At 74.2% G+C, this 24664-nt stretch carries 22 protein-coding genes; 4 read left to right on the plus strand and 18 right to left on the minus strand.

Features of this window, described 5'->3' with window-relative positions; genetic code table 11:
• Positions 1–75: 75 nt before the first annotated feature.
• The 4 genes from K5O09_RS12385 to K5O09_RS12400 form a co-directional block, all read right to left on the minus strand.
• Positions 76–1842, minus strand: a complete 1767-nt coding sequence (locus tag K5O09_RS12385; RefSeq protein ID WP_222169826.1) for a beta-galactosidase family protein — start codon at positions 1840–1842, stop codon at positions 76–78.
• A gap of 93 nt (positions 1843–1935) precedes the next feature.
• The gene (locus K5O09_RS12390) at positions 1936–3252 is read right to left on the minus strand and encodes an ABC transporter substrate-binding protein (RefSeq protein ID WP_222169827.1); all 1317 of its coding nucleotides are present in this window, start codon (positions 3250–3252) and stop codon (positions 1936–1938) included.
• Positions 3253–3322: 70 nt separating this feature from the next.
• The gene (locus tag K5O09_RS12395; RefSeq protein WP_222169828.1) at positions 3323–4261 is read right to left on the minus strand and encodes a carbohydrate ABC transporter permease; all 939 of its coding nucleotides are present in this window, start codon (positions 4259–4261) and stop codon (positions 3323–3325) included.
• 5 nt (positions 4262–4266) lie between these two features.
• A complete protein-coding gene (locus K5O09_RS12400; RefSeq protein ID WP_255595381.1) occupies positions 4267–5196 on the minus strand; it encodes a carbohydrate ABC transporter permease in 930 nt (309 codons plus the stop codon).
• Between the two features lie 293 nt (positions 5197–5489).
• Here K5O09_RS12400 and K5O09_RS12405 point away from each other — a divergent pair, with 293 nt between their 5' ends.
• Positions 5490–6533 carry a LacI family DNA-binding transcriptional regulator gene (locus tag K5O09_RS12405; protein WP_222169829.1) on the plus strand — a complete coding sequence of 348 codons (1044 nt, stop codon included), beginning with the start codon at positions 5490–5492 and terminating at the stop codon, positions 6531–6533.
• 6 nt (positions 6534–6539) lie between these two features.
• On the opposite strand, the gene K5O09_RS12410 is transcribed toward K5O09_RS12405, so the two are convergent.
• On the minus strand, positions 6540–7475 hold the full coding sequence (locus tag K5O09_RS12410; RefSeq protein WP_222169830.1) for a universal stress protein: 936 nt from the start codon (positions 7473–7475) through the stop codon (positions 6540–6542).
• Between the two features lie 84 nt (positions 7476–7559).
• Complete coding sequence (locus tag K5O09_RS12415; protein ID WP_255595382.1) at positions 7560–8453, minus strand: M15 family metallopeptidase; 894 nt, start codon at positions 8451–8453, stop codon at positions 7560–7562.
• 161 nt (positions 8454–8614) lie between these two features.
• Here K5O09_RS12415 and K5O09_RS12420 point away from each other — a divergent pair, with 161 nt between their 5' ends.
• A complete protein-coding gene (locus K5O09_RS12420) occupies positions 8615–10282 on the plus strand; it encodes an endo-1,4-beta-xylanase (RefSeq protein ID WP_222169831.1) in 1668 nt (555 codons plus the stop codon).
• 45 nt (positions 10283–10327) lie between these two features.
• On the opposite strand, the gene K5O09_RS12425 is transcribed toward K5O09_RS12420, so the two are convergent.
• From K5O09_RS12425 to K5O09_RS12450, 6 genes are all read right to left on the minus strand, one after another.
• Positions 10328–10675, minus strand: a complete 348-nt coding sequence (locus K5O09_RS12425) for a hypothetical protein (RefSeq protein WP_222169832.1) — start codon at positions 10673–10675, stop codon at positions 10328–10330.
• Positions 10676–10900: 225 nt separating this feature from the next.
• Positions 10901–11287 (minus strand): hypothetical protein, encoded by a 387-nt coding sequence (locus K5O09_RS12430; protein ID WP_222169833.1) that lies wholly within the window; start codon positions 11285–11287, stop codon positions 10901–10903.
• A gap of 143 nt (positions 11288–11430) precedes the next feature.
• Positions 11431–13902: an RHS repeat-associated core domain-containing protein gene (locus K5O09_RS12435; protein ID WP_255596369.1), complete on the minus strand. Its 2472-nt coding sequence runs from the start codon at positions 13900–13902 to the stop codon at positions 11431–11433.
• A gap of 325 nt (positions 13903–14227) precedes the next feature.
• Positions 14228–14674 (minus strand): hypothetical protein, encoded by a 447-nt coding sequence (locus tag K5O09_RS12440; protein WP_222169835.1) that lies wholly within the window; start codon positions 14672–14674, stop codon positions 14228–14230.
• 29 nt (positions 14675–14703) lie between these two features.
• Positions 14704–16311, minus strand: coding sequence for a SpoIIE family protein phosphatase (locus K5O09_RS12445; RefSeq protein WP_222169836.1), 1608 nt, complete (start codon positions 16309–16311; stop codon positions 14704–14706).
• On the minus strand, positions 16308–17276 hold the full coding sequence (locus tag K5O09_RS12450) for an EamA family transporter (protein ID WP_370635445.1): 969 nt from the start codon (positions 17274–17276) through the stop codon (positions 16308–16310). The genes K5O09_RS12445 and K5O09_RS12450 overlap by 4 nt, the downstream gene beginning before the upstream one ends.
• Before the next feature lie 124 nt (positions 17277–17400).
• Between K5O09_RS12450 and K5O09_RS12455 the strand changes: the two genes are divergently transcribed.
• Together K5O09_RS12455 and K5O09_RS12460 are read left to right on the plus strand one after the other, a co-directional pair.
• On the plus strand, positions 17401–17931 hold the full coding sequence (locus K5O09_RS12455; protein ID WP_222169838.1) for a MarR family winged helix-turn-helix transcriptional regulator: 531 nt from the start codon (positions 17401–17403) through the stop codon (positions 17929–17931).
• Positions 17932–18122: 191 nt separating this feature from the next.
• Positions 18123–18527 (plus strand): helix-turn-helix domain-containing protein, encoded by a 405-nt coding sequence (locus tag K5O09_RS12460; RefSeq protein ID WP_222169839.1) that lies wholly within the window; start codon positions 18123–18125, stop codon positions 18525–18527.
• Between the two features lie 46 nt (positions 18528–18573).
• Here the strand turns inward: K5O09_RS12460 and K5O09_RS12465 are convergent, their stop codons facing one another.
• From K5O09_RS12465 to K5O09_RS12490, 6 genes are all read right to left on the minus strand, one after another.
• Positions 18574–19188 (minus strand): ClpP family protease, encoded by a 615-nt coding sequence (locus K5O09_RS12465; RefSeq protein WP_222169840.1) that lies wholly within the window; start codon positions 19186–19188, stop codon positions 18574–18576.
• The gene (locus tag K5O09_RS12470; RefSeq protein ID WP_222169841.1) at positions 19188–19802 is read right to left on the minus strand and encodes a ClpP family protease; all 615 of its coding nucleotides are present in this window, start codon (positions 19800–19802) and stop codon (positions 19188–19190) included. Before K5O09_RS12470 ends, K5O09_RS12465 begins: the two co-directional genes overlap by 1 nt.
• 223 nt (positions 19803–20025) lie before the next feature.
• On the minus strand, positions 20026–20841 hold the full coding sequence (locus tag K5O09_RS12475) for a PP2C family serine/threonine-protein phosphatase (protein ID WP_222169842.1): 816 nt from the start codon (positions 20839–20841) through the stop codon (positions 20026–20028).
• A gap of 122 nt (positions 20842–20963) precedes the next feature.
• A complete protein-coding gene (locus tag K5O09_RS12480) occupies positions 20964–22166 on the minus strand; it encodes an NAD(P)/FAD-dependent oxidoreductase (protein ID WP_255595383.1) in 1203 nt (400 codons plus the stop codon).
• Positions 22167–22233: 67 nt separating this feature from the next.
• Positions 22234–23445 carry an amidohydrolase family protein gene (locus K5O09_RS12485; protein ID WP_222169843.1) on the minus strand — a complete coding sequence of 404 codons (1212 nt, stop codon included), beginning with the start codon at positions 23443–23445 and terminating at the stop codon, positions 22234–22236.
• Positions 23446–23469: 24 nt separating this feature from the next.
• Positions 23470–24654: an alanine racemase gene (locus K5O09_RS12490; protein ID WP_222169844.1), complete on the minus strand. Its 1185-nt coding sequence runs from the start codon at positions 24652–24654 to the stop codon at positions 23470–23472.
• Positions 24655–24664: the final 10 nt, after the last annotated feature.

Here is a 24664-nt window from a genome sequence, read left to right on the forward strand (position 1 = left end):
GTCCGTGTCATCGGCGGGCGCGGAGCCGTTCTGAGGGCGCCGCGGGTGGTCTGTGCACCTCCTGGGTGCTAGCACCTAGGGCTCGGTGTACCCCAGGTCCGGTCCGGCGACGAAGGCGACCCGGGCGCCCGGCGCGGCGTGCAGCTCGAGCACGACGACCTCGTTCCCGTCCGCGCGCAGCAGCGGCCCCGGGACGTAGAGCGTGCGGGTCGGCCCGGCGGACCAGTACCGGCCCAGCAGGTGGCCGTTCACCCAGACCAGTCCCTTGGACCACCCGTCGAGGCGCAGGAAGTGGTCGGCCCCGGCGACGGTGTCGACCACGCCGGCGAGGAACGCCGGCCCGCGCACCGGCCGCTGCGGGTCGACCTGCCGGGCGGCGGCGAGCAGCGTCGCGAGGCCCGCGTCGACGGCGTCCAGCCGCAGGCCGACGGTCTCCCAGGCCGTGAGCTCCCGCACGGCGGTCCGCGCGCCCCCGACCAGCCCCTTCGGCTCCCCGATCCGCGGCCCGTAGCCGACGCGCCCCTGGTCCTCGAGCAGCACGGTCAGCTCGCCCGCACGTGCCGGGAGCGGCAGCGCGCGCGCCCCCTCGCTGCGGCTGAGCACGCCCACCGGCTCCCCGTCGAGCGCCACGACGGCACGGTCGCGCACCTCGCCGAGCACGAGCACCTGGTCCTGCGCGGTCACGGACGTGCGGTACAGCGTGAAGCCCGTCCACTGGCCGAGCTCGTCGGTCGTCGGCAGGTGGTCCCACGCCTTCGCCTCGCCGAGCACCGGCACGGCGTCCGCGAGCGGCAGCCGCAGGGTCAGCTCCACCACCGCCTCGGGCGCCGGGGCGCGCTCCGCCGGCACCTCGTCCGGGACCGGGGCGTGCCGGGCGATCACCTCGCGCATCGCGTGGTACTTCGGCGTGGGGCTGCCGTCCTCGGCGAGCGGGGCGTCGTAGTCGTAGGACGTGGTGATCGGCGCGTAGGTGCCCTTGTCGTTGGCGCCGTTGGTGAAGCCGGCGTTCGTGCCGCCGTGGAACATGTAGAGGTTCACCGAGGCGCCGAGCCGCAGCAGGTCGTCGAGGTCCCCCGCGTTGGCCTCCGCCGGCGCGACGTGGTGGTGGCCGCCCCACGAGTCGAACCAGCCGTTCCAGAACTCCATGCACATGAGCGGGCCGGTCGGCTGGTGCCGGCGCAGCAGCTCCAGCTTCTCGACGGCGCGGGAGCCGAAGGTCACGGTGCGGTGCAGCTCCGGCAGGCCGCCGCGCTCCTGCATGGCGTCGTCCGCCTGGTCGCACGTCAGCAGCGGGACCTCGATGCCGCGGTCCCGCACCATCGTCACGAGCGCCCGCAGGTACTCCGGGTCGTCGCCGTAGGCGCCGTACTCGTTCTCGACCTGCACCGCGATGACCGGACCGCCGCGGGTGACCTGCCGCTCCGCGACGAGCGGGAGCAGCTGGTCGTAGTACTGCTCGACCGCCGCGAGGTAGCGCGGCTCGTTCCGGCGGACCCCGACGTCCGGGTCGGCCAGCAGCCAGCCGGGCAGGCCGCCCCCGTCCCACTCGGCGCAGATGTACGGGCCGGGCCGGACGATCACGTGCAGGCCCTCCGCGGCCACCAGGTCCAGGAACCGTCCGAGGTCACGCGGGCCGTCCAGGTCGAACCGCCCGCGCTGCGGGGCGTGCGCGTTCCAGGCGACGTACGTCTCGATGGTGTTGAGCCCCATGAGCCGCGCCTTGCGGATCCGGTCCGCCCACTGGTCGGGGTGCACCCGGAAGTAGTGCAGCGCGCCGGAGATCACCTGCAGCGGCCGGCCGTCGAGCAGGAAGTCGCGGTCACCGATCTCGAACGTCGGCATGGTGGGTCAGGGCTCCTGGGGCGTGAGGGCGGGGCGGGTCGGGCGGTGCCGGCCGGCGGCGGGACGAGGAGCCCCCGCCGCCGGCCGCGGGCGTCACTGGACGGTGAAGCCCTGGTCATTGCCGTACGTCGTGGCCTGCTCCTGCCACGCCGCGAGGCCGTCGGCCAGCGAGGTGTCCGAGACGTAGGCCTGGCCGACCGTGTCGTTGAAGATGCTGTTCGCGTAGACCTGGAACGGCAGGTACTGCCAGCCCTCGACGACGTCGGCCGCGGACTGCGAGAGGACCTCGTTGATCTTCTGGCCGCCGAAGTACTCGGACTCCTTGCCGAGGAACGCGTCCGACTCCAGGTCGGCCGTCGTGGCGGGGAAGCCGCCGGCGTCGATGCGGATCTCGGTGCCCGGTCCGTTCGACAGGTAGGTGAGGAAGTCGTACGCCAGGTCCTTGCTCGGGCTGGCCTCCATCACCGACAGGGCGCTGCCGCCGTTCTCCGCGGACGCGCTCGCGCCGGCCTCCCACTGCGGCATCGGCGCCACGCGCCACTGCCCGGAGGCCTGCTCGACGCCCGCCTCGAGGTTGCCCGGCATCCAGGCCCCGATGGTCAGGGACGCGATGGTGCCGTTGCCCAGGCCCTGGTACCACTCGTCGCTCCAGGACGAGATGGGCGCCAGCAGGTCCTCGTCGATGAGCTGCTGCCACAGGTCGGCGAACTTCTGGCTGCCCGCGTCGGCGAGGTCGATGGTGACGTCCGTGCCGTCCACCTGGAACGGGTGGCCGCCGGCCTGCCAGATCATCGAGGTGGTGAAGCCGGCGTCGCCGGTGTCGTTGGCGATGTACACGCTCGGGTCGGCGGCGTGCAGGGCCCGCGCCGCGTCGAGGTACTCGTCCCACGTGGTGGGGACGTCGACGCCGTACTTCTCGAACACCGTCGTGTTGTAGAACAGCGCCATCGGGCCGGAGTCCATCGGCAGGCCGTAGATCGCGTCGCCCTGGTGGACGGCCGACCACGGGCCGGGGCTGTACGTGCCCTCCAGGTCGGAGGCGCCCAGGCCGGAGATGTCGGCGAGCGCCCCGCCGATCGCGAACTGCGGCACGGCGTAGTACTCGACCTGCGCGAGGTCGGGGATGCCGGACCCGGCGGCCACCGCGTTCTGCAGCGCCGTGTACTGGTCGTTGCCGGTGCCGGCGTTGACCACGTCGATCGTCACGTCGGGGTGCTCGTCCATGTAGGACTCGGCGATCGGCTCGACCGTGTTGTCCCAGGCCCACACGAGCAGCGAGCCGCTCTCGGCGGAGCCGGAGGAGTCGTCGGACGAGCCGCCGCCGGAGCCCCCGGAGGAGCAGGCCGTCAGGGCCAGGGTCAGGGCGCCGACGACTGCGGCGCCGCGCCAGAGGGTGCGGGGGGTGGACATAGGGGTCCTCTCACTTCGTTGTCGGAACCGCGGGGGGGGTGGGGTCGGGTGGATCGGGGGACGCCGGTGGTCACTCCTTGACGGAGCCGGACGCGAGGCCCGACTGCCAGTACCGCTGGAGGAACAGGAAGGCCACGACCAGGGGCAGGATGGTCAGGACGGACCCGGTGATCACGAGGTTGAAGATCGCCTCGCCGCCGGCCGTCGCGGCCTGGGCGTTCCAGGCGTTGAGCCCCACGGTGAGCGGGTACCAGTCGGGGTCCTTGAGCATGATCAGCGGCAGGAAGTAGTTGTTCCAGGTCGCGACCATCGTGAAGAGCAGCACCGTGACGATGCCGGGGGCGAGCAGGGGCAGGCAGATCTGCGCGAACGTCCGCGCCTCCCCCGCGCCGTCCACCCGGGCCGCCTCGAGCAGCTCGGTGGGGATCGCCTCGGCCGCGAACGTCCACATGAGGTAGAGCCCGAACGGGGAGATCAGCGACGGGATGATGACGGCCCACGGGGTGTTGGTCAGGCCCATCCGGCTGAACATGAGGAACGTCGGGACGGCCAGCGCCGTGCCGGGGACCGCGACGGCGCCGATGACGACCGCGAACACCGCGCGCTTGCCGGGGAACGTGAACTTGGCCAGGCCGTACCCGCCGAGCACGGCGAGCAGCGTCGCGCCGCCGGCGCCCGCCACGACGTACAGCAGCGTGTTGGCGAGCCAGCGCACGAAGATGCCGTCGTCGTAGGTCAGCGTGTCGGCGACGTTCTGGACCAGGTGGAGGCTCCCCGAGAACCACAGGCCGAACGACGTGAACAGGTCGCCCTGGGACTTGGTCGCGTTGATGAGCAGCCAGGCGAGCGGGACCAGGCTGTACAGGCACACCAGGGCGGTGAGCACCGTCAGCAGGCCGCTGCGGCGGGGCCGGTCGACGCTGTGCCGCCGCGGGGTGCGCAGGCGGGGGCCGCGGCCGGGCCGGGCGGGCCGGGCGGCGGGCGTGGTGGCCGGTGCGGTCGTGGTCATCGTCCTCACGCCCCCTTCCGCATGCCGCGGAGCTGGACGACGTAGGCGATGACCATCGTGATGACGCCCATGATGATCGCGACGGTCGCCGAGTAGTTGTACTGCTGGCCGGAGAACGACAGCGAGTAGGCGTACAGGTTCGGGGTGAAGTGCGTCGTGATCGCGTTCGGGGCGAGCTTCTGGAGGATGCTCGGCTCGTTGAAGAGCTGGAACGACCCGATGATCGAGAAGATCGTCGCGATGACGAGCGCGCCGCGGATCGCGGGGAGCTTGATCGCGGTGACGACCCGCCACTGGCCGGCGCCGTCGATCTCCGCCGCCTCGTACAGCGACCGCGGCACGACGCGCAGCGCCGAGTAGAAGATCAGCATGTTGTAGCCCACGAACTCCCAGGTCACGATGTTGCCGATCGACGCGAGCACCAGGTCGGGCGACAGAGGGTTCGGCAGCGAGATCCCGAGCGCGTCGTTGAGGTTGCCGACCAGGCCGAAGCGGGTGCCGTACATGAAGCCCCACATGAGGGTCGCGACGACCGCGGGCACGGCGTACGGCAGGAAGATCGAGATCCGGAAGAACGACGTGCCGTACAGCCGCCCGGAGTCGATCGCGAGCGCGACCAGGAGCGCGATGCCGAGCATGATCGGCACCTGCACCGCGAGGAACAGCGACACCCGGCCGAACGCCGACCAGAACTGCGGGTCGGCGAACGCACGCCGGTAGTTCTCCAGCCCGACGAACGCGTTGCCGCCGACGAGCTGCTGCCGGAACAGGCTGAGGTACAGCGAGTAGGCGATCGGCGCGAGGAACACGAGGGCGAACACGGCCATGAACGGGCCGACGAAGCCCCACCCGGTCCACCGTCCGCGCCGGACGGGCCGCCGCCGGGCAGCGCGGGCGGGTGCCGCGGCGGCGGGGAGGGGGACGGTCTGCGTCACTGCGAGCCACTCCTTCGGGGTCGTCGCCCGGGCCGGTGTCGTCGGATGTTGACGTCAACATCGGCGGGGCGGACGTCACGCTGCCACGGCGGACGACCGCGTGTCAACGCGTCGGCGCCCGCTGGCAGGTCACAAGATGGTGACGTCACCATCCGCGTCGTCCCGCGGACAGGTGCAGGCGGAGAGCGCGCGTCGGCGCTCCGACGGCGTCCCCGGGGCGGCGACGTCGTGCGCCGCCGGTCGCGGGCGCGGTGCCGCAGATGGTGACGTCACCACGGCCTATGATCAGCGCCATGACGTCCGAGACCGCCGACGCGCCGCTCGCCGCGCGCGCACGCCCCGGACCGTCCATCGCCGACGTCGCGCAGCTCGCCGGGGTCTCGTCCCAGACGGTGTCGCGGGTGTCCACGGGCGCCGACAACGTCCGCCCCGCGACGCGCGACCGGGTGCTCGCCGCGATGGACGAGCTCGGCTACTCCCCGAACCACGCGGCGCGCGCCCTGCGCTACGGCTCGTTCGGCACGATCGGCCTGATCGCGCACCGCCTCGCCCGTACCGGCGAGTCCCGCACGGTCGAGGCGGTCGTCGAGGCCGCCCGCGCCGAGGGCTACACCGTGAGCCTGGTCGACATCCGCACCCCGGGCTCGGACGACGTCACGGACGCGGTGGCGCGCCTGTCGCACCAGTCCATCGACGGCCTCGTCATCATCCGGGCCGAGACCGCCACGCCCGTCACGCTGGCCCTGCCGCCGCGGCTGCCCGTCGTCGTGTCCGACTCCCGGTTCGTCGGGCACCACCCCGCGGTCGGCGCCGACCAGGTGACCGGCACCCACCTGGCCGTGCAGCACCTGCTGGATCTGGGCCACCGCACCGTGCACCACGTGGCAGGGCCTGACGACTCCGCGCCGGCCGAGGTGCGCGTGGCCGCGTGGCGCGAGCACCTCGTCGGCACGGGCCGCCCTGTCCCCGAGCCGCTGCGCGGCGACTGGTCGGCGCGCTCCGGCTACGAGGCGGGCCGGCGGCTCGCGGCCGACCCGGACGCCACCGCCGTGTTCTGCGCGAACGACGAGATGGCCGCGGGCGTGCTGCGCGCGCTCGCCGAGAGCGGCCGCCGGGTGCCGGACGACGTCTCCGTGGTCGGGTTCGACGACATCCCGCTCGCCGAGTACCTGTGGCCGCCGCTGACCACCGTGCAGCAGGACTTCCACCTCATCGGCGAGCGGCTCATGGAGCTGCTGCTGCGGCAGATCCGTGAGCGCACGCCGCTGGAGGACAGCCGCGTGGTGGTGCCCACCCGCCTGGTCGTGCGCGCGAGCACCGCCCCGCCGCGGTCCTGACGACGCTCAGCCCCCGGCGCCGCCGATGGCCCCCGCGTGCGCCGCAGCCGCCTCCTCCACGGCCCGCACCCCGCGGGTCACGAGCACCGGGCAGTGCGCGCGGTGCACCACCGAGCGGCTCGTCGAGCCCAGCACAAGGCTCGTGAACCCGCCACGCCCGCGCGTCCCCACGACCACCAGGGCCGCGTGCCGCGACCGGCGCACCAGCACGTCCGCCGCGCGGCCCTCCGCCAGGTCGCACGTCACCGTGACGTCGTGCCGGGACGACGCCCACGACCGCGCCCGGTCGAGCACCCGCTCCGCCTCCGCCAGGGCGACCTCGCCCGGAGACTGCCGCGGGTAGGCCAGCGCCCAGTAGGACATCGCCGTGGTCTCCGACGTCGGCGTCCACGCCGTCAGCACCACCACCTCGGCGCCGTGCACCCGCGCCGCGTCGCACGCCGCCTCGAGCGCCCCGAACCCGCCCGGCGACGCGTCGAACCCGACGACCACGGGCTCGCCCCCGATGCCGGCGCGCACCCCGTCCGGCACCACGACCACCGCGCACACCGCGTGGTGCAGCACGCCGGACGTGACCGACCCGATGAGGGCACCGGCCGACCGCCCCGCTCCGTGGCGGCCGAGGACCACCGCCCGGGCACCGGTCGCGCGCTCCACGAGCACCGCGGCCGGCGGGCCGTGCAGCACCGTCCCCCGCGCGTCCAGCCCGGGCGCGGCATCCCGCGCGAGGGCCACGCCCTCGTCGGCGACCTCCTGGACCTGCGCCAGCACCTGCCGACCCAGCCACGAGTCGCCCGCCCCGCCGCCCTCCTGGCCGGCGAAGCCCCAGACGTGCACCACGTCGAGCGTCCACCCGCGCCGTGCCGCCTCGGACGCGGCCCACCGGACCGCCGCGGCGGACTCGCCGGACGTGTCGTACCCGACGACGATCCTGTCCTCCACCTGGCACCTCCCGCTGCCGATGCGTGCCTCCAGCGTCTCTCCGGAGCGGGGCGCGCACCAGGGGCGAGAGTCCCTGGTGGCACGTCAGCGACCGGTGGTCGAGAAGTGCTGGTAGTCCGCCGGCGAGACCCAGTCCCCGCCCCACTGCCAGCCGTGCGCGGCGAACGCCCGCACCACCGCGTCACCGGCGTGCACGACACCCGGGACGTCCGGGCGGGACGCGAACGGCTCGCCCTCCGGCGGCAGCACCAGCGCACCGCGCACGTACGGGTTCTCCACCGGGTTGAGGTCGATCGCCCGGCCGTAGGCGTGCTCCGACCAGCCGGTGCCGCGGCTGATCGGCCGGCAGTTGAACGCCGACGTGTTGTCCGCCGCCATCGAGGCGTCGTCGCTGCCGCCGAAGTCGTCCACCAGCCGCATCGACCGCACCGGGTACCCGAGCGCGAACAGCTCGCCGAACACCGCGACGACGGAGTCGGCGACGTCGGCGTGCACCACCAGCTCCCCCGTCGCGGCCCCGCCGTCGAACGTCCGGTGCGTGACCGTGACGTAGCGCAGGTCCGCCAGCGGAACCGGACAGCCGTCGCGCCACGACGCCGACATCCGCTCGGCCAGGTCGGGGGTGATCGGCGAGACCGTGCCCGCGAAGCCGGCGGCGAGGGCGTCCGGCTCGACGGCGCCGACGTCGGCCCACGGGACCTCGGGAGCGGTGACGGGCGGCGGCGTCGCGTCCCGCGCGTCTGCGACCGTGGCGTCCGGCGTGGCGGTGTGGGCCGTCGCGGGGCCGGACGTCGCGGATGGTGCCGCCGCGTCCCCCGCGACGGGTGGTCCCGGCGCGGCGGACACCGCGTCGCGGGCGCCCTCCGGCGGACCGCACGCCGACGCCGCCAGCACCGTCGCGAGCACACCGGCGACCGCGACGGCCGTGGTCCTCCCCCGCCGCCCCGGTCCGCCCTGCGCCGCGCCCCCCGACCGCACCCGGCCAGCGTACGCACCGGCCCCGGCAGGCGGTGGCCGGGCTGCGACGGTCGTGACGCCCGTTGCCCGCGCGGGGCAGCGACATCCGGCGGCCGCTGGCGGCACTGCCCGGGGCGTGCCTACCGTGGCACCTCCCGAACCCCGACCCGGAGGACGACCGCGTGCGACGTCCCGCCCTGCTGCTCGGCACCGGCGCCGTCGTCCTCGCTCTCGTCCTGGTCCTCGCGATCGTGCTGACCCAGCGTGACGAGCCCGCGGCCGACCCCGCGCCCACTGAGGCGCCGTCCTCCGTGCCGGCAGCCTCCGCACCGCCGGCCGACGCGCTGACCACCGTCCTGAGCAGCGGGTTCGACGAGGGCGACGACGGCTGGGAGGCGCTCGGCGACGGTGTGCAGGTCTCGACCGCGGACGACCCGACCCGCTCGGGCGCGGGCAGCCTGCTCGTCACCGGCCGCCAGGAGCCGTGGCACGGCGCGGCCGTGGACGTCTCGGGGCTGCTCGCCCGCGGCCAGGTGCACACGGTGTCCGCGTGGGTTCGGCTCGGAGCCGACGGGGGCGTCGAGGGCGGCGAGGGCGGCGCGGCCGGCGACGCCGAGGTGCAGCTCACCCTCGAGCGCGACGGCGCCGAGCCGGTCTACGTGCACGCCGCGCGCGGCACCGTCGGCCCGGACGAGTGGGTGCACCTCACCGGCACCGCGCAGGTCCCTCAGGGCGACGGCGAGTGGCGGCTCTACGCCGAGACGACCGCGTCCCTGGCGGACCTGCGCCTGGACGACGTCGCCGTGCAGCGGCCCGCTCCCCCGGTCCAGGAGGACGTGCCGGCGCTGCGCGACGTCGCGGACGTGCCGATCGGGATGGCGGTCGGCCCGCAGGACCTCACCGGCCGGCCCGCCGAGCTGCTGCTGCGGCACGCCGACCAGATCACCCCGGAGAACGCCCTGAAGCCCGCGGTGGTGCAGCCGCGGGAGGGCGAGCTCGACTTCGGCCCCGCGGACGCCGTGCTGGACGTCGCCGTCGAGCACGGCCTCACCGTCCACGGGCACACCCTCGTGTGGCACCGCTCGACGCCGGACTGGTTCTTCGAGGACGCCGACGGCCGGCCGCTGACCTCCGCCCCGGAGGACCAGGCCCTGCTGCTCGACCGGCTGCGGACCCACACGCAGGCGATCGCCGCCCACCTGGCCGAGCGCTACGGCGCGGACAACCCGGTGACCTCGTGGGACGTGGTCAACGAGGCTCTCGACCCGGAGCAGCCCGACGGCCTGCGCCACAGCCGGTGGTACGAGATCCTCGGACCGGACTACGTCGCCGAGGCGTTCCGCATCGCCCGCGACGCGTTCGGCCCCGACGTCGCGCTGTACCTCAACGACTACGACACCGACGCCCCCGGCCGGCGCCGCGCGCTCGTCCGCCTGGTCGCCGACCTCCAGGCGCAGGGCGTCCCCGTCGACGGCGTCGGCCACCAGATGCACGCGAGCCTCACCACCGACGTCGACCAGGTCGCGGCCACGTTCGACGCCGTCGGCGCTCTCGGCGTGCAGCAGGCGGTCACCGAGCTCGACGTCGCGATCTCCGGGCGCGACGAGCACCTCGACAGCACCCCGTCGGACCGCCTGGAGCGCCAGGGCGAGCAGGTCGAGGCCCTGGTCGCGACCGCCCGGTCCCGCGGCGTCGCGTCGATCACCGTGTGGGGCGTGTACGACACGCGGTCGTGGCTGCGCACCTGGCCGGAGGACCGGCCCTTCGAGGCGCCGCTGCTGTTCGACGACGACCTCCAGGCGAAGCCGGCGTTCTGGGGCTTCGTCCGGGGGCTCGGCGGGGGCGGGTAGGACGGAGGCACCTCTCGTCGGGAGCAGGACCCACCACGCGCGGTGTCAGAGGCCGCGCGTGACCCCGACCTCCGACACGACGGTGGCGAGCACGGTCGACAGCACGATCCACACGGCGAGGTCGATCGCGACCGGCTGCGAGAGGACGCTCGGCCGCCACGCGTCAGGCTCCCCCGCGGCCTTCCAGGCACGGTGATCCCGCCCCTCGAAGAGCTGCCGGAACCCGACGACGATCGACCATGACGCCGCGACCGTGGCCGCTCGGAGGGCGACGACCCCGGCGGCAGGCTCACCCGTCGCCCACGTCAGCCCGACCCCCGCCAGCGTGACGACGAAACCAGCAACCGCCCCGAGGGGCGCCACCGCGCCGATCACCCCGTGCCGCAGGCCCATGTCCGGCGTGGGAGAGATGGCGCGGCGGACCACCTCCCTGCTCCGGTCGCGACGGGTCTCTCCGGCGAACCTGATCCCCATGAAAGTCCACAACGCGCACAGAGGCACGGCATAGAAGCCTGCGAGGAGACGCCGCGGAAGACCCTCTTCGCGGGCCCCCTGGCCTCGCCTCGAGCCGGCTCCGCCCGCCACGGCTCTGCTGCCCCTGATCGACCTCATCTCCCGTCAGCCGAGCATCAAGGCGACGAAGAAAACGGACAGCACGGCGGACACGAACAGAGCAAACGCCATGTCTGCGGTTCTCGGCTGGGACCACGTCCTGAATGTCCACGTGTCCGGGCGCCCGGCCCTGTCCCACTCGTAGAAATCAAGATGAGTTCCGAACGAGCGGACGAGCATCCCTGCATCGATGCCGAGGAAGCATGATGCCGGCACCATCAAGCACGCACCCACCACCCGCGCCCACGCAAGGTCGAAACCCGTTCCGATCCCGAAGACCACGAACGCGGGGAGTGAAAAAGCAACAAACCCAAGAATGCAGGCCGCGTGCAGGAGCCGGCGTTGCCCGAGCCGGACGGAAGGTTGTGGACTGTCACCCCAGCTCGCTTCCACCCAACTAGCCGCCTCATTGCGAGCGCGATCGAGAAGGGGGGCTGCTTGTCCGCCCCCGACTCGGGGACCGATCGAGCAGACGGGCGTCAGCACGAAGACAAGAACACGCCCGAGCGACGAGGTCACTCGAACGGGCGGTGCCACTAGCGGACTCCGCAGGCCGAGGCAAGGCCGGTCCACTCAGTGACGTTCTGCAACCACTGCCCCATTCCGCTTCCCCACAACGTTCCGGCCTCCACTCCTTGTGCAACCTGCCGCCAGGCGGTCCCTGCCGTGCGCATACCGTACTGAGCCGCACGTCCGGCGAATCTCGCCTCGTACACCGCTCGCGAGACCATGCCGACTCCCGGAACGACCCCCGTGGCACTGATGACCGCGTCAGCGGTCTCGCCAGCCCGTAGGTGCTGGATGACTCCTCCCGCGGAGGCGACCACCGCGACTCCTTCAGCAACTCCGGCAACAGACGCTGCTACCGCCGCAACCGGTGCACCCACGACCGTAGCGAGTGATCCGTACGCCACGAGTGAGGCAGCAAGAGAAACCGCCGAAGCGGACATCGCAATGACATCGTACGTATCGCCGGTCCACGACAAGGGATTCCACCACGTCAGTCCAAGTGGATCTACAAACTGCAATGGGTTGCCGTTGGCATAGCCGTAGGGGGCTTGGGTGAGGTCGATGAGTGCGTCGACGGACAGGAACTGCGCGGTGGCGGGGTCGTAGTAACGGGCTCGCAGGTAGATCAGCCCGGTCGCGTCGGCGTACTCGCCTGCGTAGCCGAAGGCAGTGACCTCGGAGACCGCGGCGTCCCTCACGGCGTGCTCGATGCCGTATGCGCTGTAGTCCGAAGCAGCGACGACCGCTCCGCCTTCGTCGGTGACGGCACGGATGTTCCCGGTGAGGTCGGCGTGCAGGTAGTGCACGGTGCCACCGTCATCGATCTGGGCGATCGGGGTGCTCGAGGGCCCGTAGAGGTAGCGGTGTGCGTCGTCGGTCAGCAGCCGGGGCACAGCGGCGGCAGTCGCCCATACGAACGAGGTCTGCTGCTCGCCGGTGGCCGCGGTGGCTCGCAGCCCATCGGCGAAGTAGCCGTAGGCGTACTCCGTGCCGTCCACCGTGGCCGTCGTGAGCCGGTTCGCGGCGTCCCAGCCGAAGACATCAGCCCCTATCTGGCTCGCCGGCTCGTCCAGGCCCGTATCGCCTGCGGACGGGTCCTCGGACGTCGGCTCGCCTGCGGTCGGCTCTGCGCCCGGTTCGCCCGCCGGATCATCGGTCGGCTCGGGTGCCGCCGTCTCCGGCACCACGCTGGTGCTGGTCGGATCCGGGGAGGGCTCGCCGGTGGGCAGCGCCTCGGTTGTCGTCCCGTCCGCGGCGGGTGCGACCGGGCCAGTCTCGCCGCCCGACGGCTCCGAGGCTGTCGCCATCGAGCCCGCTCCATCGACATCAGGCGTCGGGACCGTACGGGTGGTGCGGTTGCCACGGGCGTCGTAGGTGTAGGTCGTGGTGACCGCGCCCTGAGTGGTGGAAGCCAGGACGCCGGTCGGGGCGTAGAAGAGGGTGGTGCCGTCCTCGAGCGCGGTGACCTGGCCACCAGGGGTCAGGGCGATGTCGCCGGCGAGATTGCCGCTGACCTCGTCCAGGGCGCCGCGGGCGTCCCAGCCGTACTGCGACGCCACCGTGGTCTGGTCACGGGTGATCGTCTGCTCGGCGAGCAGCCCGGCGTCGGTGTAGCTGTAGGCCAGGTCCAGCAGCGTGGCGCCGCCTTGGTCGACGGTGCTCGATTCGGTGAGCCGGCCCTGCCCGTCGTGTTCGAGGGCGGTGGTCACCCCATTGGGGTAGGTCACCTGGGCCACCTGTCCGTCGGGTGCCCAGTCGTAGTCGAACGTCCCAGCCTGCGGGTCGGTGACCTCGTCGAGCTGGCCGGCGGCGTCGTACGTCGAGGTGGTGCGGATCCCGTCGGGGTAGGTCAGGGCGACCAGGTTCCCGTCGGCGTCCCACTCGTAGGAGACCAGGGACCCGGCTCGGGTTTCGCTGGTCAGCCGGCCGGCCGCGTCGTAGGCGCGCGTCGAGGTCCCCGTCCCATCGGTGGTCGATGTGAGCCGGCCGGCTGAGTCGTAGGCGTAGGTGACGTCCGGGGTGCTCTCCGGGTAGTCGATCCCGGTGACCCGGTCCGCGGCGTCGGAGGTGTAGGTCGTCACCGTTCCGTCAGGCGCGGTCTGCGAGGTCAGGTTGCCGGCCCCGTCGTAGGTCAACGTCGTGGTGCCCAGGGTCGTGGAGCGCGACGTCAGATTGCCCGCCGCGTCGTAGCCGTAGGTCGTGACCTGACCGTCAGCGTCGGCGGCCGTGGTCAGCTGCCCGGCGGCGTCGTACCCCCAAGCCATCGCCGACCCGTCCGCGCGGGTCAGCAGGACCTGGCGTCCAGCGGCGTCGTACGTGTTGGTGATCGCGCGCCCGTCAGCATCGGTGACGGTCTTGACCCGACCGGCCCTGTCGTAGGTCGTGGTGGTCGTCGAGCCGTCCGGGGCCGTGACCGCAGTGACCTGACCGGCGGCGTCGTAGGTCGTCGAGGTGCGCGCGCCGCTGGGCGCCACCACCGCGGTCGGGCGCCCGAGCAGGTCGTACTCCGTGAGCGTGACTTATGTGGGGAGATGAGAACGGCTGGCCGCCAGGACAGACACGGCCGAGGCCGCCTTCGCTCCAGTTTGGTCGCCACACACTCGAGTTCGTCGAATCAAGAGGCACAAGGCCTGCGAGCGGGCGATTCTCTGGTGGCCGATGTCCGAACTGCATCACCGATCCCCACGGGCATCGGTCTGCCGAATCCCGGAGCCGAGTCACCACCGGGCGCGTGACGCGTGGCGGATAACTCTCTTAGCACCCGCTCGCCGTCGCCACACGCGTTCTCACCTCGACCTCTGACGGTTCGGGCACAGCACTCGCTCAGAGGTCCCGAGGAGCCCCCGCCGCGAGCCCCGGCATATCGTCGTGCACCCACCAGTCCGCCTCGTACGTGTACGGCACCGCGACCACCTGCACGTCGTCCTCGTACGTGACGTGCCCCGGGTGCGTGGTGTGCAGCTCGATCCAGCCGACGCCGTACCGGTCGAGCACGTCGAGGTACTCCCCGGTGGCGGCGAGCGGCGCGGCGCTGCCGACCTTGAACCACGCGCAGGCCCCGGGGTGGGCCTGCTGGTCGTAGCACCCGGGGACGACGGTCGACGGGTCGGGGTACGCGGCGGTCATCCGGGCGTTGGCGTCCCGCCACCAGGCGGTGTCCTCCGGGGTGAGGAGGCCCTGCCGTCCGAGGGCGTTGACGAGCGCGAACACGCCGGGGTGGCGTCCGCTGCGGCTGGGGACGGCGCTCTGGAACCGGATCAGCTCGGGCACCGACGCATCGTCGCACCCCGGCGCCGTCCCTACGCGGAGACCGCCCGGTAGACGACCAGCGCCACGTCGTCGTCGGAGCCGTGGGGCGCGAAGGACCGCAGCAGGTCGTCCGCGACGTCCTCGGGCGACGCGTGCCCGGGCTGCGCGGCGACCACGCCGGCGAGCCGGTCGATGGCGTGCGGCAGCGCCTCGCCCCGCCGCTCGATCAAGCCGTCGGTGTACGCGATCACGAGGTCCCCGGGCGCGAGCGTCTCCGTGGACTGCGTCCGGCGGCGGCCGCTGAGCGCGAGGGCGGCGCCGCGGGCCCCGTCGAGCAGGCGCGTCTCGCCGTCGGCGCGGCGCAGCACGGGCGGCAGGTGACCGGCCGCGGAGTACGTGAGCGTCCCGGCCTGCTCGTCGACGACCGCGCAGAACACCGTCGTGCACTCGGCGCCCGGGAGCGTGCGGGCGAAGCGGTCGAGCCCCTCGAGCACCGTCGCCGGGGTCGCGTCCTGCAGCAGCAGCGACCGGGTGGCCGCGCGGAGCTGGCCCATGCGGGCGGCGGCGTCGAGGCCGTGCCCGACGCAGTCGCCGATGACCAGGGCGTGCCGGCCGGGGGTGATCTGCACGACGTCGTACCAGTCGCCGCCGACCGCGAGGTCGCCCGCCGCGGGCCGGTAGCGGGCGACGATGCCGGGCAGCGCGACGCCCTCGGGGACGATCGCCGCCTGGAAGGTGTCGCTGACGGCACGGAGCTGGTCGACCTCGCGGACGTGCCGCAGCGTGCCGGCCACCGCGACACCGACCGCTGACGCGACGAGCCGCAGGAACGACCGGTAGCCGTCGTCCCACGGCCGGCGCTCGGCCGCGGACAGCACGACCGCGCCGGTCGCGGGAGGCGGCAGGGGGACCACGAGCGTGCGTCCGCGCTCCTCCGCGACGTCCGTCTCAGCCACCCGCGCCACGACGTGCTCGGGCAGGGGCCCTGGGGTCCCCGGGGCGGAGCTGCCCAGCAGCGTCAGGTGACCGTCGGGGTCCACGAGGTGCAGCTCGGCGGCCGCGACGTCCTGCGAGTCCGCCAGCAGCGCGGTGGCCGCCCGGCTGATCTCCGGGAGGTCTCCGTGCGCCGCCGCGAGGCGCACCGACAGGTCTCCCAGCAGCCGCATGCGCCGGCCCTCGACCACCTGCGTCGTGGTCTCCGTCGCGATGTCGAGCAGCCCGCCCACCGTGCCCGCGGCGTCGCGGATCGGTGAGTAGGAGTAGGTGAAGTACGCGTCCTCGTCGTACCCGGACCGGTGCATGACGAGGTGCTGGTCGACCACCCAGGTCGGCTCGCCGTGCACCATGACGCGCTCGACGGACTCCTCGAGGTCCTCCCAGATCTCCTTCCACACCTCCGCCACGGGCGAGCCCATGGCGGACGGGTGCTTGTCCGAGCCGAGCATCTCGCGGTAGCCGTCGTTGTAGATCATCGTGAGCTGCGGGCCCCACGCCACCAGCACGGGGAAGCGGGTCGCGAAGCACATCTCGACGGCCACCCGCAGCGACGTCGGCCAGGTCCCGGGCGGGCCCAGCGGGGTCGCCTCCCAGTCCACGTCGCGCGCCAGGAGGCCGCAGGTGCTGCCCGCGGTGACGCGCCGGAACCAGGGGGACCTCACGCGCCGACAGTACGCGTGACCCCCGCTCCGGGCGCGGCGTGCGGGCGGACGACGGCGCGGGACGCGGACGACCGCTGCGCGACCAGCACGGACCCGAGCACCAGCACGCCGCCGGTGACCTGCCAGCCGTTCAGCGCCTGACCGAGCGCCGCCCACCCGAGCACGGCCGCCACCACGGGGCTGAGCAGGCCCAGGAACGACACGCGCGCCGCGGGCAACCGGCCCACGCCGCGGAACCAGAGCGCGTACGCGAGCGCCGTCCCCGCGAGCCCGAGGTAGACGAAGCCCGCCACGGCACCGGCGTCGAGCCGCGGCGGCGGTCCCTCGACGGCCAGCGCGAGCGGGACCAGCAGCAGGCCGCCCGCCGTCAGCTGCCAGCCCGTGAACGCGAGCAGCGGCACGGGCCGGCCCCAGCGCGCCGTCAGCACCACACCCAGCGCCATCGCCACGGCGCCCGCGAGCCCTGCGACCACACCGGTGGCGTCGAGCCGGGCGGTCGCCCGCAGCACGAGCAGCGCCACCCCGGCGACACCCACGAGCCCCGCGACGACCGTTCCGACCCGCACCCGCTGCCCGAGCACCACCGCGCCGAGCGCCGCGACGAGCAGCGGCTGCACCGCGCCGAGCGTCGCCGCGACCCCGCCCGGCAGCCGGTACGCGGCCACGAACAGCAGCGCGAAGAACACGCCGATGTTGAGCGCGCCGAGCACAGCCGCCCGCCACCACCACCCGCCGGACGGCAGCCGGCGCGTGACCGCGAGCAGCAGGAGGCCCGCCGGCAGGGCACGCAGCGCCGCGACCAGCAGCGGCCGGCCGTCCGGCAGCAGCTCCGTGGTCACGAGGTAGGTCGTGCCCCACAGCACGGGTGCCGCGGCCGTGGTCGCCGTGAGCAGCACGTCCGTCCGCGCGCCCTGCCGTGACCCGCTCACCACCGCGCCGCCGTCGACACCGCCCACGCTGACCACCCGCTCTCCGCTCGCCGGCTGTGCCGCGCGCCGGGTTCGACGACAGCGCTCGCCTCTCATTGCTTACCCTCTAAGTTACTTGTTGCCAAGTGACTGTCAAGAGAGCGAGTGGCAGACTGCGTCCATGGCGACCGACCGACCCGCGGACACCCCCGACCGCCCCGCGCCCGACGGCGTCGACCACATCCTCGAGCAGTGGGCCCGCGAGCGGCCCGACCTCGACACCGAGGCCATGGGGATCTTCGGTCGGATCTTCCGCCTGGCGCGCGCCGGCGGGGACGCGACCGCCGCCGCCTACGCCCGCTCCCACCTGACGCGCGGCGACTTCGACGTGCTGGCGACGCTGCGGCGCGCCGGCGGCGCCGGGGACCTGTCCCCGTCGGCGCTGTCGGCCACCCTCATGCTGACGACCGGCGGCATGACGCAGCGGCTCGACCGGCTGGAGCGCGCCGGGCTCGTGCGGCGCAGCCCCGATCCCGCCGACCGGCGCGGCCTGCGCATCAGCCTCACCGACCGGGGGGTCGACATGGTGGACCAGGCCGTAGCCGATGGGCTCGCCGCCGAGCAGCATCTGCTCGCCGGCATCCCGGCGCGCCGCCGACGGGAGATCGACGCGATGCTGCGCGAGCTGCTCGCGGCGGTGGAAGCGTCCTGACCGGGCGAGACGACCCGCGCCCCCACGACGCCCGGCGCAGCCACCGGGAGGCCTGGGCGACGAGGCCCCTGGAGCGCGCTCGACGCCGACCCGTCGCGCGGTCCGGTTCCCGTCTGCTGACGGCAGAACGACGCGCCCGCGCCGCAGCCGGTGCGCGGGCTACCGTGGCCGGGACCCGCAGGAGGTGCCCCGTGCCCCAGCTCCCCGCCACTCCGCGCACGACCCGGCCGCGACCCGAGCCGCCCCTGCGCGTCCTCGTCGGCGCGATCCTGCGACGGCACCGCGAGCGCCAGGGCCGGACGCTGCGCGACGTCGCCGACGCCGCCCGCGTGTCGGTGCCGTACCTGTCGGAGGTCGAGCGCGGCCGCAAGGAGGCGTCGTCCGAGGTGATCGCCGCCGTGTGCCGGGCGCTGGGCCTGCGCATCGTCGACCTCGTCGGCGAGGCGTACGCGCAGCTCGCGCGCGCCGATGGGCACGCGGTGCTCGACCTGACGGCATCGCCCGACCGGCCGCTCGGCCCGGCGGCCCCCGGGATGCCGGCGCCCGTGGTGCCGCTGCGCGCCCCGGCCCGCACGCCCGTGCTGCTGGCCGCCTGAGACCGGCCCGCGGGCAGCCTCGCGGGCCGCCCGCGGACCGTCGTCGTCAGGCCGCCGCCGCGCGCGGTCGCTTGACGGTCGTCACCACCGCGTCCGCGATCCCGTACTCGACGGCCTGCGCGGCGGTCAGCACGAGGTCCCGGTCGGTGTCGACGCGGAGCTGCTCCACGGTGCGGCCGGTGTGCCGGGCGAGGATCTCGTCCACCTGCCCGCGCAGCCGCAGGATCTCCGCGGCCTGCAGCTCGAGGTCGGCGGCCGTGCCCTGGCCGCCGCCCGACGGCTGGTGCAGCAGCACCCGCGCGTGCTCCAGGACGTGCCGCTGCCCCGGCGTCCCCGCCGCGAGCAGCACCGCCGCCGCGGACGCCGCCTGCCCCAGGCAGAACGTCGCGACGTCGGGCCGCACGTACTGCAGCGTGTCGTAGATCGCGAGCAGCGCCGTCACGGACCCGCCCGGCGAGTTCAGGTACAGGTGGATCGGCCGGTCCGGGTCCTCCGACTGCAGGTGCAGCAGCTGCGCGATGACGACGTTCGCGACCCCGTCGTCGATCTCGGTCCCGAGGAAGATGATCCGGTCCGACAGCAGCCGTGAGAACACGTCGGCGTGCCGCTCCCCCGTCGGCCGCTGCTCGACGACCACCGGCACCGTGTACTGGCCGGCCATCACAGACCCGCCCGGTGCAGAGTCGCGTCCGGCCGCACGTCGTCCAGGCGCGTGACCACCCGGTCGACGAACCCGTAGGCCAGCGCCTCCTCGGCGGTGAACCAGCGGTCCCGGTCGGAGTCGCGCTCGATGGTCTCGACGGACTGCCCGGTGTGCTCGGCGATGAGGGCCTGCATGGTCCGCTTGGTGTGCGCCATGTTCTGCGCCTGGATCGCGATGTCGACCGCGGTGCCGCCAATGCCGCCCGACGGCTGGTGCATGAGCACGCGGGCGTGCGCCATGACGTTCCGCTTGCCGGGCGTGCCGGCGCTCAGCAGGAACTGCCCGGCGCTGGCCGCGAGCCCCATCGCGAGCGTCGCGACGTCGTTCGGGATCAGCCGCATGGTGTCGTACATGGCGAGCGCCGCGCTGATCGACCCGCCCGGCGAGTTGATGTACAGCGCGATGTCGCGCCGCGGGTCCTCGGCGGACAGCAGCAGGAGCTGCACGCAGACGCGGTTCGCGACGGCGTCGTCGACCTCCTGCCCCAGCACGACGATGCGCTGGTGCAGCAGCCGCGCGGCGAGGTCGTCGTCGAAGGCTCGGGTCGGTGGGGTGGTGGCGGTGCTGGGCACGGGAACCTCCTGGGTGTCGGGTCCCGCCACGCTCGCACCGCCCGAGTACTCCGGCCCCCCAGATCTGCGCGCAGCAGATCCGCCCCGAGCAGATCCCTCGCCCACCCTCGATCCGCAGGGCCGTCGAGAGTGCAGCAGATGCGGGGTTCCGGGCGTCGAACCCCGCATCTGCTGCAACTTCGACGTCGCTCGCACGAGCGGGCGGGGCGGGTGACCGGACCGGTCAGCGCGTCAGGTCGAGCACCGCCCCGAGCGCCTCGTCCGCCGCCGAGCCCGCGACGTGCGCAGCAGCCCCGGCCTCCGGCGCCTCGCCTGCGACCACGTCCGCCACGGCCACGCTGACGTTGTCCCACGCGTCCGCCTCCAGGGCAGCCGCGACCAGGGACTCCGCGGCGGCCTCAGGGGACGCCGCGTCGCGCAGCAGCGCGAGCACCCGGTCCTCCGGGACGTAGTCCGTGAGGCCGTCGGTGGCCATGAGCCACCGGTCGCCCGGTTCGGCGTCGACCTCGAGCAGCGTGGTGTGGGTGGCGTCGGCGGCGTCGCCGGCCAGGCAGTGCAGGATCACGTTGCGGCGGGGGTCCTGCGCGGCGTCGGCCGCGGAGAGGATCCCGCTGTCGACGAGCAGCTGCACGAGGGAGTCGTCGCGGGTGACGCGGCGCCCCACGCCGTCGCGCACCAGGTACGCGCGGGAGTCGCCGATGTGCAGCACCCGCATCGTGTCCTCGCCGCAGAAGATGCCGGTGAACGTCGTCGCCATGCCGGTCAGCCCGGGCTCGCGCCGGACCCGCACCGCGAGGTCGGCGTTCGCGACGGCGAGCGCCTCCCGCAGGTCCTCGTCGCTCCACCGGCCGGCGTCCGTCGCGCGCAGCACGGCCATCAGCCGGTGCGTCACCGTCCAGGACGCGACGTCGCCGCCCGCGTGGCCGCCGACGCCGTCGGCGACGAAGGCGTAGCCCGTCGCGGAGCCTGCGGCGTCCTGGTTCTGGGCGCGGTGCGCGCCCGTGACGGATCGCAGGGCCGTGACGAGCGACAGCGGCATGCGGCACCTCCGGGAGGGACGGAGTTGTCTCGTGCTCCCACGATGCCACGTCCGGCGGGTCCCGACCGACCGGGCTGGGTGCCAGGACCCGGGCCGGGCTCGTCCGGTGCACACCCCCGCGGTCAGCGGATCAGCCCCCGCAGCGCCTCCGGCGTGACGTCGGTCTGGTGCGCGATGACCTCGCGCGCCCGGTCGGTCGCGTCCCACACGTTCCACAGCAGCACGCCCGCGACCCGCCCGCCGTCCAGGTAGTAGACGACGCCGGTGTCGTAGGGCTCGACGTGCCAGTCCTCGACGGTCTCGAGCGAGGAGTCCAGCCGGCCGACGGCCTCGTAGCCCGCGTCGAAGAGGTCGGAGTAGAAGAACGGCGTGTGGTCGTAGGGCTCGTCGGCACCGGCGAGGTTCCGGCCGGCCTGCCGGCCCATCGTCGTGGCGTTGTCGACGTGCTCGACGCGACGGCGCCCGAGGATGCGGTCCGGGTACTGCGCGACGTCGCCCGCGGCGTACACCGAGGGGTCGGAGGTCCGCAGCCGGTCGTCGACGACGATGCCGTCGTCCACGTCGAGCCCGACGGACCGCGCGAGGTCCGTCTCCACCTCGATGCCGGCGCCGACCACGGCGGCGTCGGCGGCGATCTCCCGGCCGTCCTCCAGCACGACCGTCACACCGTCCGGCCCGGACGTCCCGGACGCGACCCGCGCGCCGCCGAGCACCTCGACGCCGCGCTCGACGTACATCCGCTCCAGGTGCTCGGCGAGCCCCGCGGGGAACGTCCCCCCGGTCAGGGTGGCGGCCGGGTGCACGAGCGTGACGCGGGTGTCGTTCTGCACCAGCGCGGCCGCCAGCTCGGTGCCGATGTAGCCGCCGCCGACCACGACGACGTGCCGGCCGCCGCCTGCGAGGTCGCGCAGCCGCTCGTAGTCGCGGACGGTGCGGAAGTACAGGACCCGGCCGGAGTCCTCCAGGCCGCCGACCCGGCGCGGGTGCCCGCTCGTCGCGAGCAGCAGCCGCCCGTACCCGAGCGTGATGCCCGCGTCGGTGGTGACCGTGCGGCCGGCGACGTCGACCGCGACGACCGACTCCCCCAGCAGCAGCTCGGCCCCGGTGTCCTCCGCGGTGTGCAGCCACACCTGGTCGAACGTGAACTCCGGGTCCGTCCAGAGCTTCTTGGTCAGGGCCGGCCGGGTCACCGGGGCGGTCGGCTCCCGGCCGACCACCGCGATCGTCCCGTCCGGGTCGACCTCGCGGATGCCGCGCGCGGCGGCGTCCCCCGCCATGCCCGCGCCGACGATGACGTAGTCGTAGCTGTCACGCACCGTGCTCACCCCTGTCCTCGTGGTGTCCCGCCTGTTCAGCGTCGCGCGCCGCCGGGCAGTCCGCCACCCCGCGGGGTCAGCCGGGCAGGGTCCCCGCCACGACGCGCCCGCGGGACACGACCGCCACGATGTTCTCGACGCGCAGCGCCGACACGTCCTCCCACGGCCGCCCGCGCAGCACCACGAAGTCGGTCCCGAGCCCGGCCCGCAGGCGCCCCGTGGTGGACCCGAGCCGGATCGCGTCCGCGGCGTCGGACGTGGCGGACCGCAGGGTGCGCTCGGCGGACCAGCCGAACATGGCCGCCATCTGGCGGACCTCCTCCATCTGGTCCCCGAACTGCACGAACTGCCCGGACGCGTCGGTGCCGAGCACGAACCGCACGCCGGCCTCGGCGGCACGGGCGAACCCGGCGTCCCGCAGCGCGACGACGTCGCGGGCCTTGGCCTGCGCCTCGGCGGAGACCGGACGGCGCGCCTCGGCGATGATGTCGTTGATGAGCAGCGTCGGGGCGACGGGCAGGTCCCGCTGGAGCAGCGCGGCGAGGTGGTGCTCGGCGATCGCGGTGCCGTGCTCGATCGAGTCCGCGCCCTCCGCGAGCGCGATGTCGAGCCCCTCCACCGAGTGCGTGTGCGCGGCGACCAGCATGCCGAGCGCGTGCGCCTCGTCGACGGTCGTGCGGATCTCGTCGCGGGTCTGGTTGCGCCAGCCGACCTTGTCGCCCATCGAGAGCACGCCACCGGAGGTGTAGATCTTCACGCCGGCTGCCCCGGAGCGCGCCCACACCCGCACGAGCTTGCGGCACTCGTCCGGGCTGTCCGCGGTGGGCGGGCGGTGCGGGTAGTGCGGCGGGACGAACAGGTCCCCGTGGCCGGCGGTCATGCCGACCTGCCCGTGCGACAGCAGCCGAGGCCCGGCGAGCACGCCGGCGTCGAACGCACGCCCGACCGCGAGCTGCACGGAGTCCGCCGCGAGGTCGCGCAGCGTCGTGACGCCCGCCCGGGCGCAGCGCAGCGCGTTCGCGGCGACGTGCAGCGACCGCTCCTCCGGCGGGGTGAGGATCGGCCAGGCCGACGGGTCGGCCGCGGGCGCGCCGGCCGCGTACCCGAGGTGCACGTGCGTGTCGACGAGCCCCGGGATGACGCTGAGGTCGGTGTGCCGGGCGGGCGCCTCCTCGACGCCGAGGATGCGGTCCCCGGACCAGGTCAGCCGGGCGGGCCCCACCTCCCGGTCGCCGTCCCACAGCGGGAGGCCGTCGAGGACGTGCTCGGGGTCGGCGTGGTGCGACATGCAGGGGCCTTTCGCGGGAGTCGGTCAGAGGGCGGGCGTGATCTCGCCGACCACGCGGCCGTCGAGGTCGACCAGCGGCAGGTGCCGCCAGCGGTCGAACGCGCCGCAGGGGTGGCTGATGCCGAGGCGCAGCACCGTCCCGGGCGCGAGGTCGGTCCCGGGCGGGACCCGGAGGAACGCGTGGTGGTCGTTGACGCCGGTGACCTCCCAGCCGGTCACGTCGCGGTCCTCCTGGCCGGGCACGCCGAGCACGCGCGGCAGCCGGTCGTCCGTCGGGGCCTCGCGGCGGCCGAAGCCGACGATCGCCAGGCCGGGCTCCGGCTGGGACAGCACGGAGGCGCGCAGCTCGAACGCCGGGACCAGTGTGCCGTCCCCGCGCCCGGAGCCGAGCGGGGACGTCCGCTCGTACACCCCGTGGTCGTGGGTCACGTAGCAGCCGGACCGCAGCACGGTCGTCACGGGGCTGTCCCAGCGGGCCGGGGCGAGCTCGCGCAGCACCAGGTCGGGGTAGGAGGACCCGCCGGCGGTGACGACGGGCACGCCCGCGACCAGGCCCTCGGCGGTGATCGCGCCGACCAGCGCCCGCACCCGGCCGAGCAGCTCGACCGCTCCGCGCGGGGCGCCCGGGTCGTCGCCCGCGGGCATGAGCCCCTCGAATGCCGACACCCCGGCGAGCCGGACGTGGGGGCTCGCCGCGACCCGCCGGGCCAGCGCGAGTGCGGCGGCGTCGTCCCGCACGCCCGTCCGGCCGCCCGCGAACCCGAGCTCGACGAGCAGCGGCAGCGCCCGGGCGGGCCGCAGCGACGCGAGCTCGGCGAGCAGCAGGTCCAGCCCCGCCTCGCTGTCGACGTAGCAGAGGTACTCCGTGGCGGCGTCGGCGGTCAGCAGCTCGGAGGCGACCCACCGGATGGCGGACGCGTCGACCAGCACGTTCGCGTGCAGCACGCGCCGCACGCCCCACGCCGTCAGGGTCCGGACCTGCGCGGGCGTCGCCGCGGTGAACCCCCAGGCACCCGCCTCGGTCTGGCGCCGCACGAGGTCGCGGGACATGTGCGTCTTGGCGTGCGGGGCCAGCGCGACGCCCGCGGCGCGGCACCAGTCGGCCATGACGCGGACGTTCCGGTCGATCGCCGCGTCGTGCAGCACCATCGCGGGCAGCTCGAGGTCCGCGATGGTGCGGTCCCCGCGGCCCCCGGGTCCGACCTCCACGCGGCGCCCC

Origin of the sequence: Cellulomonas sp. C5510, from assembly GCF_019797765.1 — a bacterium.
Lineage (GTDB): Bacteria > Actinomycetota > Actinomycetes > Actinomycetales > Cellulomonadaceae > Cellulomonas.

Bases quoted from the DNA above. Each gene is read 5' to 3' on its own strand.
- K5O09_RS12425 (WP_222169832.1), bottom strand. From the start codon at position 10,675: ATGGGCCTGCGGCACGGGGTGATCGGCGCGGTGGCGCCCCTCGGGGCG.
- K5O09_RS12465 (WP_222169840.1), bottom strand. From the start codon at position 19,188: ATGGCCGGCCAGTACACGGTGCCGGTGGTCGTCGAGCAGCGGCCGACG.
- K5O09_RS12395 (WP_222169828.1), bottom strand. From the start codon at position 4,261: ATGACCACGACCGCACCGGCCACCACGCCCGCCGCCCGGCCCGCCCGG.
- K5O09_RS12390 (WP_222169827.1), bottom strand. From the start codon at position 3,252: ATGTCCACCCCCCGCACCCTCTGGCGCGGCGCCGCAGTCGTCGGCGCC.
- K5O09_RS12385 (WP_222169826.1), bottom strand. From the start codon at position 1,842: ATGCCGACGTTCGAGATCGGTGACCGCGACTTCCTGCTCGACGGCCGG.
- K5O09_RS12455 (WP_222169838.1), top strand. From the start codon at position 17,401: ATGGCGACCGACCGACCCGCGGACACCCCCGACCGCCCCGCGCCCGAC.
- K5O09_RS12405 (WP_222169829.1), top strand. From the start codon at position 5,490: ATGACGTCCGAGACCGCCGACGCGCCGCTCGCCGCGCGCGCACGCCCC.
- K5O09_RS12475 (WP_222169842.1), bottom strand. From the start codon at position 20,841: ATGCCGCTGTCGCTCGTCACGGCCCTGCGATCCGTCACGGGCGCGCAC.
- K5O09_RS12485 (WP_222169843.1), bottom strand. From the start codon at position 23,445: ATGTCGCACCACGCCGACCCCGAGCACGTCCTCGACGGCCTCCCGCTG.